The sequence below is a fragment of the Streptomyces sp. SD15 genome, from assembly GCF_054462255.1.
This window is the reverse complement of record NZ_JBTLMO010000015.1, coordinates 14033-33347: the sequence shown is the minus strand read 5'-3', so window position 1 is coordinate 33347 and position 19315 is coordinate 14033. Positions and strand designations below refer to the sequence as shown.

Genomic DNA, 19315 nt, shown 5'->3' with positions numbered 1-19315 from the left:
CCCTCAGGATTCGCATAGGGGTGGGACGAATGAAGAGCACGACCGTGCGCCGCGTGACCCTGTCGATCGTGCTGGTGAGCGCGCTGACGGGAGTGTCCGCCTGCTCGTCGGACTCCTCCGGGAGCTCCGGCGGCGACGACAAGACGGCCCGTAAGGGCACGACCCAGTTCAGCCCGATAGCCGCCCTGCGCTCCGTCGAGAAGTCCACCGAGGGCGCCGACTCCGCCGAGGTCGAGTCCACGACGACCATGGGCACCCTGATGTCCATGGAGGCGGACGGCGTCATGGGCTGGGCCGACGGCCTCACCGGCACCATGACCATCACGTACACCGGCGGCACGCTGGCTGAGACGATGCGCAAGACGGGCAGCACGTCCATGCAGGCCCGTTATCTGCCCGACGCCTACTACGCGAAGATGGGCGACACGTTCGCCGAGCAGGCGGGCGGCAAGCACTGGATCAAGTACGCGTACGACGACCTGGCGGAGCTCGGCGGCAGCTCCGGCGCATATCTCAAGGACCAGATGCAGAACACCACGCCGAACCAGTCGGTGAAGCTCCTGCTGGCCTCCGGCGACGTGAAGAAGGTCGGCGAGGAGACGGTGCGTGGCGAGAACACCACGCACTACTCGGGCACGGTGAACGTCGCGGACATGGCGACCAAGAACTCCAACCTCACCGAGAGCCAGCTCGCCGACCTGAAGGAGCAGCTCACCCAGGCCGGCGTCAGCACGGAGCAGGTCGACATCTGGGTCAACGACGACGACCTGCTCGTCAAGAAGGTCGAGAAGGGCGAACTGTCCAGCGGCACGATGTCCTCGACGGCGTACTACAGCAACTACGGCGTGAAGGTCCCCGCCGTGGAGCCTCCGGCGAGCGACACCGCCGACTTCAAGGACCTGTTGAAGTCGCAGGGCGCCACCAGCTGAGGCTTCCGAGGCCCCAAAGAACCCAGGGAACCCAAGGGATCCCGAAGAACCCAAGGGACTCCAAAGAATTCGGGAGACCACTCGAACCCCCCTGGGCTAGGCTCACGAATGTCTGTGCATAGCTCATCTGTTCCCTGGGGGGGATCTTGAAGGTTTCTGTGAGTGGTTCCGTGCGTGGTTCTGTGCGGCGTGGGACGACGGGGGTCGCGCTCGCCGCGCTGGCACTGGGCGGAGGTGTGGTCGCCTGTTCGAAGAGTGCGGACGACTCGCCGAACATGACGCCCGCCGCGGCCGTCGCGAAGGCGGCGAAGAACACTGAGGACATCACGTCCCTCAGCTACCGGATGGCCGGCACGGTCCCGGAGTCGGGCCGTGTCGAGGCCGAGGCGTCGATGGCCATGAAGCCGCTGGCCATGAGCATGAAGATGACGGCCCTCGACCAGGGCGCCGACGGCAAGGTCGAGATTCGGCTCGTCGACGGCGCGATGTACATGGGCGGAGGCGCGGCCGCCGCCAAGGAGATGGACGGCAAGAGCTGGATGAAGTTCGACGTCTCCGCGATGACCGAGGACGCCTCCGCGGGTCTCGGCGCCGGCGGGCTCTCGGACCAGGCCAACCAGGACCCGACCCAGGAGTCCACCTTCCTGACCGGCTCCAAGGACGTGAAGAAGGTCGGCACCGAGAAGGTCGACGGTGTCCAGACCACCCACTACAAGGGGACGGTCGCTCTCGACGACCTGCGCGCCGACCTCAAGAGCGAGGACAAGGCGACGCGGGAGAAGCGCGAGAAGAGCCTCAAGCAGTACGAGGACATGGGCGCCGACAAGCTCACGATGGACATGTGGATCGACGAGGACGACCACACCAAGCAGTTCCGGATGCGCGCGGACGCCGACAAGGGCAAGTTCGACGTGACCATGACCTTCCTCGACTTCAACCAGCCGGTGACGGTCAAGGCCCCGCCCGCCAAGGACACGGTCGACCTCGCCGAGATGATGAAGGAAGCCCAGCAGGGCTGAGCCGGGGCGCTGCCGAGCGGATTTGCTTGACAGCGACCCCTTCACGTACTGTTCTCCAGAAGCCAAAGACCGCTGGTCGTTGCCTTGCGCTCGCAAGAGGGCAGGGTGACCGAAGGATCCGCTGACACTGCGGACGACCCGCGTAGGTGACTGTGGATGTGCTCCCGGAATTCGCTTGTGAAGCTCGCGAATATTTCGGTAGAGCTACGCCCCGTGCGCCTGCGCCGGGGCGTTTCGTTTTCCTCAGCCCCTTCTGAGCGGTCCTCATCACCCGGAAGGAGGCCGACGCTCTATGGCAAGGCCCGACAAGGCTGCCGCGGTAGCCGAGCTCGCGGACCAGTTCCGCAGCTCGAACGCCGCTGTGCTGACCGAGTACCGGGGTCTCACTGTGGCGCAGCTCAAGACGCTGCGTCGTTCGCTCGGTGAAGACGCCCAGTACGCCGTGGTGAAGAACACGCTGACCAAGATTGCGGCCAACGAGGCCGGGATCTCTACGCTCGACGACCTGTTCAACGGTCCGACGGCGGTCGCCTTCATCACCGGTGACCCGGTGGTGTCGGCGAAGGGTCTTCGTGACTTCGCCAAGGACAACCCCAACCTCGTCATCAAGGGCGGTGTCCTTGACGGCAAGGCGCTGTCCGCCGACGAGATCAAGAAGCTTGCGGACCTCGAGTCCCGCGAGGTTCTGCTCAGCAAGCTGGCGGGTGCCTTCAAGGGCAAGCAGTCTCAGGCTGCTTCGCTCTTCCAGGCGCTTCCCTCGAAGCTCGTCCGCACCGTGGACGCGCTCCGTGCCAAGCAGGCCGAGCAGGGCGGTGCCGAGTAATTCGGCTCGCGCATTGACCGCCGCCGCCTAGGCGAACGGTCGTAGCGGGCCGAAAGTACGCCCGCCTCACCAGTACATCCGGCACCAGCCGAACAAGTGGAAGGATCGCCCATCATGGCGAAGCTCAGCCAGGAAGACCTGCTCGCGCAGTTCGAGGACATGACCCTCATCGAGCTCTCCGAGTTCGTGAAGGCGTTCGAGGAGAAGTTCGACGTCACCGCCGCCGCCGCGGTCGCCGTTGCCGGCCCCGCCGGTCCCGCCGCCGCCGTTGAGGCCGAGGCCGAGCAGGACGAGTTCGACGTCATCCTCACGGGTGCCGGCGACAAGAAGATCCAGGTCATCAAGGTCGTGCGTGAGCTGACCTCGCTGGGCCTGAAGGAGGCCAAGGACCTCGTGGACGGCGCTCCGAAGCCGGTCCTCGAGAAGGTCGCCAAGGAGGCCGCCGAGAAGGCTGCCGAGTCCCTCAAGGGCGCCGGCGCCTCCGTCGAGGTCAAGTAACACCTCGAGGGTCCCGCAAGGACTCTCGTGGGTTCTCACGGACTCTCAGCGGTCCGTGGAACCCCTCGTGGTCCAGTACGGACTTCACGGTCCAGTACGGACTCACGCGAGCCGACGCAGCCGCTCACGCGGCGCCGTACACAGCCGCTCACGTAGCGCCGTGACGCGGACGCCAGAAGCGCTGTAACGCTGACGCACTGAAGAGCGATCACCCAACTGGGTGGTCGCTCTTCGGCGTTCCAGGGGTCCCCGTAGCGGCTGTCTTGCGCTGTCGGTCGCGGCGAGTATGGTGATCTTCGTTGTGCCTCCGGCCGCGCCCGTGACGGGCTGCAAGACGGGCTGCAAGACAGGTTGCACGTGACGATCGCGGCACTTGCTTTGGGCATGGGGGGCCTTGACGAACAGCACGCAGCGCGCAATTCTCAGGACGCGTCGTCACAACGATCCGGATCCGAGGCATGGATCGGTGGCGAAGAGGGCAGTATCGATGTGCATTGAGGGCGTGGCTTGCCGCAGGTGTTGAGAACAACGAGGGTCTCAAAAACCGGGACTGGACATCAGTGGGCCTACTGGCTACACTGACCCTTTGCGCTGCCTGTTAGCTGCCTCCTGCCCGTCACCAGGGGCATGCCTCGCTTGAGCACCGACGATTGGAACATCCCTGAACTGGCCTTCTTGGGCCAATCAGGAACGACCTGTCTCTGTGCCCCTGCTGGGGACCGGTACGCGCGTAGTGAGTCCGAGCCCTCGGAAGGACCCCCTCTTGGCCGCCTCGCGCACTGCCTCGACCGCGAATACGAACAACGGCGCCAGCACCGCCCCGCTGCGCATCTCCTTTGCAAAGATCAAGGAGCCCCTCGAGGTTCCGAACCTTCTTGCGCTGCAAACCGAGAGCTTCGACTGGCTGCTCGGCAACGCCGCGTGGAAGGCTCGTGTCGAGGCGGCTCTGGACAGCGGACAGGATGTCCCCACGAAGTCCGGTCTGGAGGAGATCTTCGAGGAGATCTCCCCGATCGAGGACTTCTCCGGGTCGATGTCCCTGACGTTCCGCGACCACCGCTTCGAGCCCCCGAAGAACTCCATCGACGAGTGCAAGGAGCGCGACTTCACGTACTCGGCGCCGCTCTTCGTCACCGCCGAGTTCACCAACAACGAGACCGGCGAGATCAAGTCCCAGACGGTCTTCATGGGCGACTTCCCGCTCATGACCAACAAGGGCACCTTCGTCATCAACGGCACCGAGCGTGTCGTGGTGTCCCAGCTGGTCCGCTCGCCGGGTGTCTACTTCGACTCCTCCATCGACAAGACGTCCGACAAGGACATCTTCTCCGCGAAGGTCATCCCGTCCCGGGGTGCCTGGCTGGAGATGGAGATCGACAAGCGCGACATGGTCGGTGTCCGCATCGACCGCAAGCGCAAGCAGTCCGTCACCGTTCTCCTGAAGGCTCTCGGTTGGACGACCGAGCAGATCCTCGAGGAGTTCGGCGAGTACGAGTCCATGCGCGCCACCCTGGAGAAGGACCACACCCAGGGCCAGGACGACGCGCTGCTCGACATCTACCGCAAGCTGCGTCCGGGCGAGCCCCCGACCCGTGAGGCCGCGCAGACGCTGCTCGAGAACCTCTACTTCAACCCGAAGCGCTACGACCTCGCCAAGGTCGGCCGCTACAAGGTCAACAAGAAGCTGGGCGGCGAAGCCCCGCTGGACGCCGGGATCCTGACCGTCGAGGACATCATCTCGTCGATCAAGTACCTGGTGAAGCTGCACGCCGGTGAGACCGAGACCGTTGGCGACAACGGCACCTCGATCGTCGTCGAGACCGACGACATCGACCACTTCGGCAACCGTCGTCTGCGCAACGTCGGCGAGCTCATCCAGAACCAGGTCCGCACGGGTCTGGCTCGTATGGAGCGCGTCGTCCGCGAGCGCATGACGACTCAGGACGTCGAGGCGATCACGCCGCAGACCCTGATCAACATCCGGCCGGTCGTCGCCTCCATCAAGGAGTTCTTCGGCACCAGCCAGCTGTCGCAGTTCATGGACCAGAACAACCCGCTGTCGGGTCTCACCCACAAGCGCCGTCTGTCGGCGCTCGGCCCGGGTGGTCTCTCCCGTGAGCGGGCCGGCTTCGAGGTCCGTGACGTGCACCCGTCGCACTACGGTCGCATGTGCCCGATCGAGACCCCTGAAGGCCCGAACATCGGTCTGATCGGCTCGCTCGCCTCGTACGGCCGGGTCAACGCGTTCGGTTTCGTCGAGACCCCGTACCGCAAGGTCACCGGCGGTGTCGTCACCGACGAGGTCGACTACCTGACGGCCGACGAAGAGGACCGATTCGTCATCGCGCAGGCCAACGCGCCGCTGACGGACGAGCTCCGCTTCGAGGAGTCCCGCGTCCTGGTCCGCCGTCGTGGCGGAGAGGTCGACTACGTCCCCGGTGAGGACGTCGACTACATGGACGTCTCGCCGCGCCAGATGGTGTCGGTCGCGACCGCGATGATCCCGTTCCTGGAGCACGACGACGCCAACCGTGCCCTCATGGGCGCGAACATGATGCGTCAGGCCGTTCCGCTCATCAAGTCCGAGGCGCCGCTGGTCGGCACCGGCATGGAGTACCGCTGTGCGGTCGACGCCGGTGACGTCCTGAAGTCGGAGAAGGACGGTGTGGTCCAGGAGGTCTCCGCGGACTACGTCACCACCGCCAACGACGACGGCACGTACACCACGTACCGCCTGCACAAGTTCTCCCGCTCGAACCAGGGCACCTCCGTCAACCAGAAGGTTGTCGTGGACGAGGGCGCCCGGGTCGTCGCCGGTCAGGTTCTGGCCGACGGTCCGGCGACCGAGAACGGCGAGATGGCGCTCGGCAAGAACCTGCTCGTGGCGTTCATGCCGTGGGAGGGTCACAACTACGAGGACGCGATCATCCTGTCGCAGCGCCTCGTGCAGGACGACGTCCTCTCCTCGATCCACATCGAGGAGCACGAGGTCGACGCCCGTGACACCAAGCTCGGCCCCGAGGAGATCACCCGGGACATCCCGAACGTCTCCGAGGAGGTCCTCGCCGACCTCGACGAGCGCGGCATCATCCGCATCGGTGCCGAGGTCGTCGCCGGCGACATCCTGGTCGGCAAGGTCACGCCCAAGGGTGAGACCGAGCTGACCCCCGAGGAGCGCCTGCTCCGCGCGATCTTCGGTGAGAAGGCGCGCGAGGTGCGCGACACCTCGCTGAAGGTGCCGCACGGTGAGATCGGCAAGGTCATCGGCGTCCGCGTCTTCGACCGTGAAGAGGGCGACGAGCTGCCGCCGGGCGTGAACCAGCTGGTTCGTGTCTACGTGGCGCAGAAGCGCAAGATCACGGACGGTGACAAGCTCGCCGGCCGCCACGGCAACAAGGGTGTCATCTCGAAGATCCTGCCGATCGAGGACATGCCGTTCCTGGAGGACGGCACCCCGGTCGACATCATCCTCAACCCGCTGGGTGTCCCGTCCCGAATGAACCCGGGACAGGTTCTGGAGATCCACCTCGGCTGGCTCGCCAGCCGCGGCTGGGACGTCTCCGGCCTCGCGGACGACTGGGCGCAGCGCCTGCAGGCCATCGAGGCCGACCAGGTCGCCCCGGGCACCAACGTCGCCACCCCCGTCTTCGACGGTGCGCGTGAGGACGAGCTCGCGGGTCTGCTGCAGCACACGATTCCGAACCGCGACGGCGAGCGCATGGTGCTCCCGACCGGTAAGGCGCCGCTGTTCGACGGCCGCTCCGGCGAGCCGTTCCCGGAGCCGATCTCGGTCGGCTACATGTACATCCTGAAGCTGCACCACCTGGTCGACGACAAGCTGCACGCCCGTTCGACCGGTCCGTACTCGATGATCACCCAGCAGCCGCTGGGTGGTAAGGCCCAGTTCGGTGGCCAGCGCTTCGGTGAGATGGAGGTGTGGGCGCTGGAGGCTTATGGCGCCGCGTACGCCCTCCAGGAGCTGCTGACCATCAAGTCCGACGACGTCACCGGCCGCGTGAAGGTCTACGAGGCCATCGTCAAGGGCGAGAACATCCCCGAGCCCGGCATCCCCGAGTCCTTCAAGGTGCTCATCAAGGAGATGCAGTCTCTCTGCCTCAACGTGGAGGTGCTGTCCAGCGACGGTATGTCCATCGAAATGCGTGACACCGACGAGGACGTCTTCCGCGCAGCGGAGGAGCTCGGCATCGACCTGTCCCGGCGCGAGCCGAGCAGCGTCGAAGAGGTCTGACGGGAGTTCGGCGGCCTTCACCAGAAGGCCGCCGGCCCCAGGACCCCCGTATCAGACCCCTAAGACTTACAACCCTGAGAGGGATTGACGCATAGTGCTCGACGTCAACTTCTTCGATGAGCTCCGGATCGGTCTGGCCACCGCTGACGACATCCGTCAGTGGAGCCACGGCGAGGTCAAGAAGCCCGAGACCATCAACTACCGCACCCTCAAGCCCGAAAAGGACGGACTCTTCTGCGAGAAGATCTTCGGTCCGACCCGGGACTGGGAGTGCTACTGCGGCAAGTACAAGCGTGTCCGCTTCAAGGGCATCATCTGTGAGCGCTGTGGCGTCGAGGTCACTCGCGCCAAGGTGCGTCGTGAGCGGATGGGCCACATCGAGCTGGCCGCTCCTGTCACCCACATCTGGTACTTCAAGGGCGTTCCGTCGCGCCTTGGCTACCTGCTCGACCTTGCCCCTAAGGACCTCGAGAAGGTCATCTACTTCGCGGCGTACATGATCACGTACGTCGACGACGAGCGGCGCACCCGCGACCTGCCCTCGCTGGAGGCGCACGTCTCCGTCGAGCGTCAGCAGGTCGAGAACCGTCGCGACTCCGACCTTGAGGCCCGCGCCAAGAAGCTCGAGACCGACCTGGCCGAGCTCGAGGCCGAGGGCGCCAAGGCCGACGTACGCCGCAAGGTGCGCGAAGGTGCCGAGCGTGAGATGAAGCAGCTGCGTGACCGTGCGCAGCGCGAGATCGACCGTCTCGACGAGGTGTGGACCCGGTTCAAGAACCTCAAGGTCCAGGACCTCGAGGGCGACGAGCTCCTCTACCGCGAGCTGCGTGACCGCTTCGGCACGTACTTCGACGGTTCGATGGGTGCCGCGGCGCTGCAGAAGCGCCTGGAGTCCTTCGACCTGGATGAAGAGGCCGAGCGGCTTCGCGAGATCATCCGTACCGGCAAGGGTCAGAAGAAGACCCGTGCGCTGAAGCGGCTGAAGGTCGTGTCTGCCTTCCTGCAGACCTCCAACAGCCCCAAGGGCATGGTCCTCGACTGCGTCCCGGTCATCCCGCCGGACCTGCGTCCGATGGTGCAGCTGGACGGTGGCCGCTTCGCGACCTCCGACCTGAACGACCTGTACCGCCGCGTGATCAACCGCAACAACCGTCTGAAGCGACTTCTCGACCTCGGTGCGCCCGAGATCATCGTGAACAACGAGAAGCGCATGCTTCAGGAGGCTGTTGACGCGCTGTTCGACAACGGCCGTCGTGGCCGTCCGGTCACCGGTCCGGGTAACCGCCCGCTGAAGTCCCTGAGCGACATGCTCAAGGGCAAGCAGGGTCGTTTCCGTCAGAACCTGCTCGGTAAGCGTGTGGACTACTCCGCGCGTTCCGTGATCGTCGTCGGTCCGCAGCTGAAGCTGCACCAGTGTGGTCTGCCCAAGGCCATGGCGCTGGAGCTCTTCAAGCCGTTCGTGATGAAGCGCCTGGTCGACCTGAACCACGCGCAGAACATCAAGAGCGCCAAGCGGATGGTCGAGCGCGGCCGCACGGTCGTGTACGACGTCCTGGAAGAGGTCATCGCGGAGCACCCGGTTCTGCTGAACCGTGCGCCCACGCTGCACCGCCTCGGCATCCAGGCCTTCGAGCCGCAGCTGGTCGAGGGCAAGGCCATCCAGATCCACCCGCTCGTCTGCACCGCGTTCAACGCGGACTTCGACGGTGACCAGATGGCCGTGCACCTGCCGCTCTCCGCGGAGGCGCAGGCCGAGGCCCGCATCCTGATGCTGTCCTCGAACAACATCCTCAAGCCCGCCGACGGTCGCCCGGTCACGATGCCGACCCAGGACATGGTCCTCGGTCTGTTCTTCCTGACCACCGACGGTGAGCTGCGCAACGTCAAGGGCGGGGAGCGCTCCTTCGCGTCCGTCGCCGAGGCGATCATGGCGTTCGACGCCGGCGAGCTCTCGCTGCAGTCGCCCGTGGACATCCGCTTCCCGGTGGGCACCATCCCGCCGCGTGGCTGGACTCCGCCGGCGCGCGAGGAGGGCGAGCCGGAGTGGCAGCAGGGTGACACCTTCCGGCTGCGGACGACCCTGGGCCGCGCGCTCTTCAACGAGCTGCTGCCCGAGGACTACCCGTTCGTCGACTACGAGGTCGGCAAGAAGCAGCTCTCCGAGATCGTCAACGACCTCGCCGAGCGCTACCCCAAGGTCATCGTGGCGGCGACGCTCGACAACCTGAAGGCGGCCGGCTTCTTCTGGGCGACCCGCTCCGGCGTCACCGTGGCCATCTCCGACATCGTCGTTCCCGAGGCGAAGAAGGAGATCGTCAAGGGCTACGAGGCGCAGGACGAGAAGGTCCAGAAGCAGTACGAGCGCGGTCTGATCACCAAGGACGAGCGCACGCAGGAGCTCATCGCGATCTGGACCAAGGCGACCAACGAGGTTGCCGAGGCGATGAACGCGAACTTCCCGAAGACGAACCCCATCTTCATGATGGTTGACTCGGGTGCCCGAGGAAACATGATGCAGATGCGTCAGATCGCCGGTATGCGTGGTCTGGTGTCGAACGCGAAGAACGAGACGATCCCGCGTCCGATCAAGGCGTCGTTCCGTGAGGGTCTGTCCGTGCTGGAGTACTTCATCTCCACGCACGGTGCCCGTAAGGGTCTGGCGGACACCGCCCTGCGTACCGCCGACTCGGGTTACCTGACCCGTCGTCTGGTGGACGTCTCGCAGGACGTCATCATCCGCGAGGAGGACTGCGGCACCGACCGTGGCCTCAAGCTGCACATCGCGGAGCGCGGCGCGGACGGTGTGCTGCGCAAGGCGGAGAACGTCGAGACCAGCGTGTACGCACGTGCGCTGGCCGAGGACATCACCGTCGACGGGCGGGTGCTGGCTCCGGCCAACACCGACCTGGGCGACGTCCTCATCGACGAGCTCGTCAAGCACGGCATCGAGGAGGTCAAGACCCGCTCGGTCCTGACCTGCGAGTCCGCCGTCGGTACCTGCGCCATGTGCTACGGCCGTTCGCTGGCCACCGGCAAGCTGGTCGACATCGGTGAGGCGGTCGGCATCATCGCCGCCCAGTCCATCGGTGAGCCCGGTACGCAGCTGACGATGCGTACCTTCCACACCGGTGGTGTGGCCGGTGACGACATCACCCAGGGTCTGCCCCGTGTCGTCGAGCTCTTCGAGGCTCGTACGCCGAAGGGTGTCGCCCCGATCTCGGAGGCCTCCGGCCGGATCCGGATCGAGGAGACCGAGAAGACCAAGAAGCTCGTCGTCACCCCGGACGACGGCAGCGACGAGACGGCGTTCCCGATCTCGAAGCGTGCCCGTCTGCTGGTGGGCGAGGGCGACCATGTCGAGGTGGGCCAGAAGCTCACCGTGGGTGCCACCAACCCGCACGACGTGCTGCGGATCCTCGGTCAGCGCGCGGTCCAGGTCCACCTGGTCGGCGAGGTCCAGAAGGTCTACAACTCGCAGGGTGTGTCGATCCACGACAAGCACATCGAGATCATCATCCGGCAGATGCTGCGCCGGGTGACGATCATCGAGTCGGGCGACGCGGAGCTGCTGCCCGGCGAGCTGGTCGAGCGTTCGAAGTTCGAGACCGAGAACCGTCGTGTGGTCCAGGAAGGCGGCCACCCGGCCTCCGGCCGTCCGCAGCTGATGGGTATCACCAAGGCCTCGCTGGCGACCGAGTCGTGGCTGTCGGCGGCGTCCTTCCAGGAGACGACCAGGGTTCTGACGGACGCGGCGATCAACGCCAAGTCCGACTCCCTGATCGGCCTCAAGGAGAACGTCATCATCGGTAAGCTCATCCCGGCCGGTACGGGTCTGTCCCGCTACCGCAACATCCGGGTCGAGCCGACCGAGGAGGCCAAGGCCGCGATGTACTCGGCCGTCGGCTACGACGACATCGACTACTCGCCGTTCGGCACGGGCTCCGGCCAGGCCGTTCCGCTGGAGGACTACGACTACGGTCCGTACAACCAGTAAGGCGTACGTCTGAAGTACTGAAGGGCGGTCACCCCGTTTCGTACGGGGTGGCCGCCCTTCGGCGTTGGCTGAAAGTTGCCGCTGCGTGACGCCGGTAACAAGTGGATCACGACTGCTCATGAGGTGGGTAAGGGCAAGTTAAGGTGCGTTCAGTCTTTGAATGGGACATCAGTCCATTTCTCGTACGAGTGTGTGGATAGATGTCCGAGGGTCCGGCGGGACCGAGGGGGGCTCGTGCCGTCGAGGCACATGCCAGCGATGCCGCCGTGTGGGCAATGGGGCCCTGAACCCTCCACAGATGCTGATGAGCATCAGCGCGACTGCCCAGGGGGGGCATTCCTTTGAGATCGCTGTCCATTGTCATACCCGCGCTCAATGAGGCCGAAAATCTGCCTACGGTCCTTGAGTCCATCCCGACGCTCGAACTGAAGGAAGCGGGCTGGTCGACCGAGATCATCGTGGTCGACAACGCGTCCACCGATGACACCGCCGAGGTGGCACGGTCGTTGGGCGCCACGGTCGTCTCGCAGCCCAACCGCGGCTACGGCAACGCGTACCAGGCGGGCTTCGACGCGGCGACCGGCGATGTCATCGCCACGGGCGACGCCGACTGCACGTACCCGTTCGACGCGTTGCCGCACCTGCTGCACCTGATGCTGGCGCGGGACGTGGAGTTCATGACCACCAACCGGCTGGGCCGTGAGAACCGGCAGGCCATGAAGCCGTCCCACACGGTCGCCAACCACGCGCTGAGCGCCCTCAGTCGGGTGCTGTTCCGCAATGGTCTGCGTGACTCCCAGTCCGGAATGTGGATCTTCCGGCGTCATGTGTGGCACGGCATCGAGGTCAGGTCGCCCGGCATGGCCTTCTCCCAGGAGATCAAGAACTCCGCGACCCGGGCGGGCTTCCGCTGCCTCGAGGTTCCCATCGAGTACCGGGTGCGGGGCGGCGAGGTCAAGCTGAACGCGCTGCCCGACGGTGTCGCCAATCTGCGCCAGCTGTTCGAGCACAAGCTGCGGGACAACCGCCTCCGCAACAGCCCGGCCCGCACCGGCGCGCAGGCGGCGGTGGCACGTGCCAACGCCGCCGCCGAGCGGGCCGCCGAGGCCGCCCAGCGCGCCGCGGCCCTGGTGGAGCAGCTCACCGCCGCCGGTGCGCTGCCCGCCTCCGCCGGTGCCATGCTGCCGACGATGCCGGCGCAGCGGACCTCCGATGAGGCCCCCCTGGAGATGGCGTGAAATGAGCGGAACACGGCGTAGGCGTGGCTCCGTCCGGCAGTTGGCGGGCGGGCTCCTCGCCGCCGTCGCCGTGCTCGGAGTGTCCGGTGCCGCGTGGTCCGTACCCCAGATGCGGACTGTGCTGCGGGACTCCTTCACGGAGCGTCAACAGTCCTACATGGAGCTGTACTTCACCAAGGACCCGTGGTTCGACGGCAATGACCTGGTCGTACCGCTGGCGCTCACGGAGCACGGCGACACGGGCGGCCGGCACGAGATCAAGGCATCGGCCCAGGATCCCGACGGCAAGCGGCTGGCCACGAACACGGTCACGGTCACCACGAAGCCGGGTGCCCAGGTCGCCACCGACGTCCGGCTCCGCATCAAGGGGAAGAAGAGCGACGCGGACCTGATCAAGGTGTCGCTGCCCGGACACGCGCAGCGGCTCCAGGTCCACCTGCGGTGACCGACCGGCCCGGTCACCCGCCCCATAGAGCAATCACCCCCACGGGAAGCCTCATGCGCACGATTGTGCAGATCAGCCCCTACTATCCGCCTCACCTGGGCGGGCTCGAAAGGGTCGTCTCCCACCTCGCCCAGGAGTTGGCCAAGCGGCACGACGTGCGCGTACTGACCACCGCCCTGGGTTCCTCGGCGGCGCCCCGCACCGCGCGTGAGGACGGCGTCGTGGTGCGCCGGCATCGCGCGCTGGAGATCGCGCACACCGCGGTGGCACCCGGCCTCGCGGCCGATCTCGCCCGCCTGCCGCGGGACGCCGTGCTCCATCTGCACTGCGCGCACGCCCTGCTGCCCGAGATGGTCGCCCTGACCACCCAGCTGCGGCGCACCAAGTTCCTGCTCCACTTCCACCTCGACGTGGACGCCTCCGGGCGGCTGGGAGCGCTCCTGCCGCTCTACAAGGAGCAGGTGTTCGGCCGGGTGCTGCGGGCCGCGGCCGGGGTCATCGCCCTGACCGACGCCCAGGCGGCCTTTCTCACCGACACCTACCGGGTGCCCGCCGAACGCGTCCATGTCGTCCCCAACGGCGTGAGCGAAACCTACTTCTTGCCGGTCCGCGAGCCCGCGTCCGGCCGCCCGCTGAACCTGCTGTACGTCGGCCGACTCAGCGCGCAGAAGAACGTGGCCCGGTTGCTGGACGCCATGAGCCTGGTCCAGGGCGACGTACGGCTGAGGACCGTCGGCGACGGCGAACTGCGCGAGCGGCTCCAGGCGCAGGCCGCCGAACTTGGCCTGCGGAACGTGGAGTTCAGCGGGGGACTGCTCGGCGACGAACTGATGAAGGCGTACGCCGACGCCGACGCCTTCGTGCTGGCCTCCGACAAGGAGGGCATGCCGCTGGTCGTCCTGGAGGCGATGGCGGCCGCCCTGCCGATCATCGCGACCGATGTACCCGGTACCCGCGAACTGGTCGGCGGCGCCGGCCTGCTGGCCGCGCCCGAGCCGGCCGAGCTGGCCCGCGCGATCGACGCCGTCGCCACGGACCCCGAACTCGCCGCACGCCTGGCCCGGGCCAGCGCCGAGCGCTCCCGGAGCTACTCGTGGGACACCGTCGCCCGCCAGGTGGAGGACGTCTACGCCAAGGCCGGCCTGTGACCAGCTCGGAGACACTGGCCCTGCGCACCGTGCCGGACCCGGAGCGGCGGGCGGACGACGAGGAGGAGCCCGGCACTCCCCGCCGCGGCGCCCCGCGCGGTCGCCTCGTGATCGGCGGCCGTCTCGCCATCCTGCTCAGCCTCGCACCGGCGAGCATCGTCCAGCTGCTGCCCGACCCGCCCGCCCTGCCGCAGACCGTGGCGGGGCTGTGGCTGCTGTTCGGGGCCCCCGTCCTGCTGTGGCGGGGGATCGCGCAGCGCGTCGTGACCACGGGGACCGCCACCTTCCTGCTGTCGGCAGGGTTCACCGTGATCACCGACATCGTGGTCGCCCTGACGGTGAACACGGTCCTCCCGCCGGCCGGTGTCGAACGCCCGCTGACCCGGCTCGTGCTGACCATCGCCATGGCCGGCGCCCTGGTCCTGCTCGGTGTGCTCGCCCCGGAGGTACGGCGCCCGGCGCCGACGGAGCGCCCGCACGGCGGTCTGCCGGCCACCCGGGGCCTGAAACCCGTCGCGGCCCTCGGCGGCCTGGCCCTCGTCCTGTCGGTGGCCGGACCCATCCGGCTCAACAACGGCCTGGGCGGCACGGTCAGCGCCGCCGCCATGGTCGTGGTCGCGGGCCTCATCACCCTGCTCCTGCTGCGCCGGGGCCGCTACCCGGTCCCCGTTCTGGAGTTCGGCCTGTACTGCGCGTCGGCCGCGCTGCTGCTGCTCACCTCGCTGCGCGGGCAGTACATCACCGGCCACGACGTGCAGAAGGAGTACCTGTACTTCCGGCTCGCCCTCGGTGGCGAGCACTGGGACATCTCCACCTACACCGACCCGTACAACGCCTGTCTGAGCATCACACTGCTGCCGGTGAGCATCTTTCAGCTCACCGCGATCCCCGACGTCCTGATCTTCAAGGTCGTCCTGCCGCTGCTGTTCGCGCTCACCCCGGTGCTGGTCCACCGCGCGGTGCGCAACGTCGCCCCGCGGGTGATCGCGCTGATGTCGGCGGTGTACTTCATCGTTTTCCCGACGTTCCTCACCGACATGCCCTACCTCGGCCGCCAGGAGATCGCCTTCCTGCTGCTGGGCTGCGCCATGGTGGTGCTCACCGACTCGCGCGGGCCGCTGGTGCTGCGCCGCGTCGTCTTCGTGGTACTGCTCGGCGGCATCGTGCTGTCCCACTACTCCACGACGTACGTCGTCGTCGGCACCCTCGCGATCTCCTACCTCCTCGACAAGGTGTGGCGCCTGTGGGAACGGCCCGGCCGCAGCCGCATCCGGCGCAAGCGCCGCGAGGACCGGATGCATTCCTTCCTCACCTGGTGGGTGGTCGCCGTACCCGCCGTGCTCGCCCTGCTGTGGTCGGGCCCGCTCACCCACACCGGCGGGCAGGCCGAGCGCACCCTGCAGGCCGTGGCGTCGGCCGTGCTCGGGTCCGACGACGCAGGCGGGGGCTCCTCGGACACCGCGTACAGCATCTTCGGCGGCGCCCAGGTCTCCGCCGAGGAACGCATGGCGGACTACAAGAAGGAGCTGCTCGAACAGACCAAGGCGGAGCGCAGCGGCGGCGACTACCTGTCGCTGAAGCGGATCGACGACCTCGACACTCCGGTCGTCGAGGTGCCCACCCTGAAACTGACCACCGCCGGACGGGTCCTGGACGGCCTCGGGATCAGCGTGCCCGGACTCAACGGCGCGCTGCGTCAGGCGGCCGCGCTGTTCTTCCAGGTCATGGCGGCGGCCGGGTTCGCCGTGGCCCTGTGGGCGCGCCGCTCCACCTTCCGGCCGGTGCGCGACCAGGCGACGATCGCCGCGGGCGCCTGGTGCATGGTCGCCGTGTTCACGCTCGTACCGCAGCTGTCGGTGGACTACAGCCTGTTGCGCGCCTTCCAGCAGGGCCTCTTCTTCTTCGCGCCGTTCCTGGCCACCGCCACCCTGTGGGCACTGCGCTGGGCCGGGCGCAAGACCGTGCCGCTGGCCTGCGCCCTGCTGGCGGCGCTGCTGCTGGACCTGGCCGGAGTGATCCCCAAGGCCCTGGGCGGCTATCCGGCGCAGGTGCAGTTGTCCAACTCCGGTCAGTACTACGCCATTTACTACCCCCATGTGGAGGAGCGGAAGGCGGCGCTCTGGCTGGACGCGCGGATCGCGGACGAGGGCAGCGGGCTGGTGCAGACGGACCGGTTCAGCTACAGCCGGCTCCAGGCGCTGCTCACCCACCCCACCCTGGCGGACATCCATCCGGCGGCGCTGCGCAGCGACTCCTATGTGCTGCTCGGCACCACCCCCACCCGCACCGGCAAGGTGACGATCTTCTACCGGGGCGACCTCATCACGTACGTCTACCCGATGAAGGTCCTGGACGACCGGGATCTGATCTACAGCAACGGGGGAGCGGTGATCTACCGATGAGCACCTCACGAGGGCCGCTGCGCGTCCTGCTGGTCAGCCACTACTACCCGCCGCACGTCGGCGGGATCGAGAACGTGGTGCGCCGCGAGGCCGTGGGCCTGGCCGCCCGCGGTGCCGACGTCACCGTCCTCACCAGCGCCGACCGTTCCGGCGTCACCGTGGAGGACGGCGTCCGGGTGGTGCGGGTGGCCGCCTGGAACGGCGCCGAACGCCGGGCGGGCGTGCCCTTCCCGCTGTTCTCGCCCGCCCTGGCGACCGCCGCACTGCGCTGGGCGCGCCGGGCGGACGCCGTCCACATCCACGACTGCCTCTACCTCAGCTCGTGGGCGGCCGGCCTGGCCGCCGCGCTCACCCGCACCCCGTACGTCCTCACCCAGCACGTGGCGGTCGTCGACCACCCGTCCCGACTCGTACGGGCCGTGCAGCACGCGGTGTACGGAGTGGCCGGCCGGGCCCTGCTGCGCGGTGCCCGGAGCGTCTTCACCCTCAACGCCTCCGTCGCCGCGTTCGTCCGCGCGTACGGCGCACGCGAGGAGCGGGCCCGGCACCTCGCCAACGGTGTGGACACCGAACTGTTCCGACCGGCGGCCGATGAGACGGAACGCCGGCTGGCCCGTAAACGGCTCGGGCTGCCCGCCGACCGCGTCCTTGTGCTGTTCGTGGGCCGACTCGTCCCCAAGAAGGGGTACGACCTGCTCCTCGCGGCGCACACCCCCGACGCGGGCTACGACCTGGTGTTCGCCGGGGACGGGGACGCCAAGGCCCTGGCGGGACGCCCCGGTGTCCACCACATCGGCGCCCTGCCACCGGCCGAGGTGGCCGAGGCGTACCGCGCCTGTGATGTCTTCGCCCTGCCCTCCACCGCCGAGGGTTTCCCGCTCACCGTCCAGGAGGCCATGGCCTCCGGGCTGCCCGTCGTCACCACCGACGACCCCGGCTACGCGCCGTACGAACTGAACCGCACCCGGGTGTCGCTGCTGGCGCGCGAGGCCCCCGCGGTCGGCGCGGAGCTGCGCTCACTGGCGGGCGACCCGGAGCGGCGCGCCCGCATGGGGGCGTACGCGCGCTCCTACGCCGAGCAGGCATTCGCCTGGGACGAACATGTACGCACCCTGCTGGCGCACTACGTCGGCGAGCAGCGATGAGCGGCGGCACCACGGTCCGTGCCGAGCCCCTGGGCAAGCGCAGGCACGCGCGGCCCCGGGACCGGATCTACCGCAGCTCCTTCTTCCTGCTCGCCTCCACGGTGGTCACCGCCGGGCTCAGCTTCCTGTTCTGGGTGGTCGTCGCCCGCTTCTACAGCCCCTCCCAGGTCGGGCTCGCCACCTCGCTGATCTCCGCGACCACGCTGCTCGCCACGCTGAGCCTGTTCGGGCTCAACAGCACGCTGGTCCGGTTCCCCGCGCCGGAGGAGAAACGCAACGCACAGCTCAGCCAGGCGCTGGTCGTGGTGGCCGGCATCGCCTGTGTGGCGGGTGCCGTCTATCTGGCCGGACTGCCGCTGTACGGCGCCAAGCTGATGTTCGTCCGGGACAGTTGGCTGTCGGCCGTCGCCTTCGCGGGCTTCTGCGGCTGTGCCGCGGTGACGCTGCTGATCAGGTCGGTGTTCACCGGGGCACGCGTGCCCGAGTACAACGTCCTGATCGACGGGCTCACCCAGGGGGCCGCCAAGCTTGCCGCCCCGGCCGTCCTCACCGGGTTCGGCGTGTTCGGCATCGTCGCCTCGGCGGGCGTGGGCTACGCGGTGACCGTGGTGGTCGCCCTGGTGGTGATGTGGCGCCGCCTGGGCTTCCGCAGCGACCTGCGCACCCACGGCACCCGGCTGCGCGAGAAGTTCCGTTTCTCCGCGGCGAGTTACGTCTCCAGCCTGATCAACCTGGCCCCGGTGCTCGTCATCCCGTTGCTCGTGCTGCACCACCTCGGGGCCGCGGCCACCGGCTACTACTACGTGGCCTTCCAGATCGCGGCCATGCTGAACGCGGTCTCCACCGCTGTGGGCGAGGCCGTCTTCGCCGAGGTCTCCCATGAGGAGTCCCGGTTCCGGGAACTGATGCTGCGTTCGGCGCGCATCATCGCCGCGGTGCAGGTGCCCGCGGCCACCGTGGTGGTCCTTGGCGGGGGGCTGCTGCTGCGGATGTTCGGCGGCAGTTACGCCGAGAACGCACGGCCCCTGCTGACGGTGCTCGCCCTCGCGGCCCTTCCGGTCGCCCTGAACACCTGGGCCTGCTTCGCGCTCAAGCTGGCCCAGCGCATGCGGCACCTGATCGCCGCCAACGCGATTATGGCCGCCCTGAGCATCGGCCTGGGCTCCGCGTGGGCCGACCGCGGGCTGGTGTGGCTCGGCTACGCGTGGGCCGCGGGCAACGCGGCGGCCGGGGTGTTCGCCACGGTGAGCCTGCTGACCGGTCGGCCGCGGGGCGGTTCATCGGCTCAGGCGCCGACTCCGGTGGCTCCTGCCGGTACCTATGGCGAAACCTATGCCGATGCCTACGCCGATTCCGATGCCTGTGCCGATCCGGCGTCTGCTCCCTTCCCGTATCCCGTTCCGTCCGAGAGGCCCACCCGTTGAA

12 protein-coding genes are annotated in these 19315 nt (G+C 67.7%); all 12 read left to right on the top strand.

The features are described from left to right. Positions 1 to 29 precede the first annotated feature (29 nt). The 12 genes from ACX28W_RS16875 to ACX28W_RS16820 all read left to right on the top strand — a co-directional run bounded on the left by ACX28W_RS16875 (position 30) and on the right by ACX28W_RS16820 (position 19314). On the top strand, positions 30 to 929 hold the full coding sequence (locus tag ACX28W_RS16875; protein WP_458999776.1) for a hypothetical protein: 900 nt from the start codon (positions 30 to 32) through the stop codon (positions 927 to 929). Positions 930 to 1099: 170 nt separating this feature from the next. Continuing rightward, on the top strand, positions 1100 to 1948 hold the full coding sequence (locus tag ACX28W_RS16870) for a DUF1396 domain-containing protein (RefSeq protein ID WP_458999775.1): 849 nt from the start codon (positions 1100 to 1102) through the stop codon (positions 1946 to 1948). Between the two features lie 292 nt (positions 1949 to 2240). Further along, positions 2241 to 2771 (top strand): 50S ribosomal protein L10, encoded by a 531-nt coding sequence (rplJ, locus tag ACX28W_RS16865; protein ID WP_362065389.1) that lies wholly within the window; start codon positions 2241 to 2243, stop codon positions 2769 to 2771. 114 nt (positions 2772 to 2885) lie between these two features. After that, a complete protein-coding gene (rplL, locus tag ACX28W_RS16860) occupies positions 2886 to 3269 on the top strand; it encodes a 50S ribosomal protein L7/L12 (RefSeq protein ID WP_362065392.1) in 384 nt (127 codons plus the stop codon). A 763-nt stretch (positions 3270 to 4032) separates the two neighbouring features. Continuing rightward, positions 4033 to 7518, top strand: a complete 3486-nt coding sequence (gene rpoB / locus ACX28W_RS16855) for a DNA-directed RNA polymerase subunit beta (RefSeq protein WP_362065395.1) — start codon at positions 4033 to 4035, stop codon at positions 7516 to 7518. A 94-nt stretch (positions 7519 to 7612) separates the two neighbouring features. Further along, a complete protein-coding gene (locus ACX28W_RS16850; protein ID WP_458999773.1) occupies positions 7613 to 11512 on the top strand; it encodes a DNA-directed RNA polymerase subunit beta' in 3900 nt (1299 codons plus the stop codon). A gap of 341 nt (positions 11513 to 11853) precedes the next feature. Then, positions 11854 to 12750 (top strand): glycosyltransferase family 2 protein, encoded by an 897-nt coding sequence (locus ACX28W_RS16845; RefSeq protein WP_458999772.1) that lies wholly within the window; start codon positions 11854 to 11856, stop codon positions 12748 to 12750. A gap of 1 nt (position 12751) precedes the next feature. After that, a complete protein-coding gene (locus ACX28W_RS16840) occupies positions 12752 to 13195 on the top strand; it encodes a hypothetical protein (protein ID WP_458999771.1) in 444 nt (147 codons plus the stop codon). Between the two features lie 53 nt (positions 13196 to 13248). Further along, on the top strand, positions 13249 to 14343 hold the full coding sequence (locus tag ACX28W_RS16835) for a glycosyltransferase family 4 protein (RefSeq protein ID WP_458999770.1): 1095 nt from the start codon (positions 13249 to 13251) through the stop codon (positions 14341 to 14343). Beyond that, positions 14340 to 16745 (top strand): hypothetical protein, encoded by a 2406-nt coding sequence (locus ACX28W_RS16830; RefSeq protein ID WP_458999769.1) that lies wholly within the window; start codon positions 14340 to 14342, stop codon positions 16743 to 16745. The genes ACX28W_RS16835 and ACX28W_RS16830 overlap by 4 nt, the downstream gene beginning before the upstream one ends. After that, entirely contained in the window at positions 16742 to 17890 is a 1149-nt protein-coding gene (locus tag ACX28W_RS16825; protein WP_458999768.1) for a glycosyltransferase family 4 protein, read from the top strand. Before ACX28W_RS16830 ends, ACX28W_RS16825 begins: the two co-directional genes overlap by 4 nt. Then, positions 17887 to 19314, top strand: coding sequence for a lipopolysaccharide biosynthesis protein (locus tag ACX28W_RS16820; RefSeq protein ID WP_458999767.1), 1428 nt, complete (start codon positions 17887 to 17889; stop codon positions 19312 to 19314). The genes ACX28W_RS16825 and ACX28W_RS16820 overlap by 4 nt, the downstream gene beginning before the upstream one ends. Position 19315: the final 1 nt, after the last annotated feature.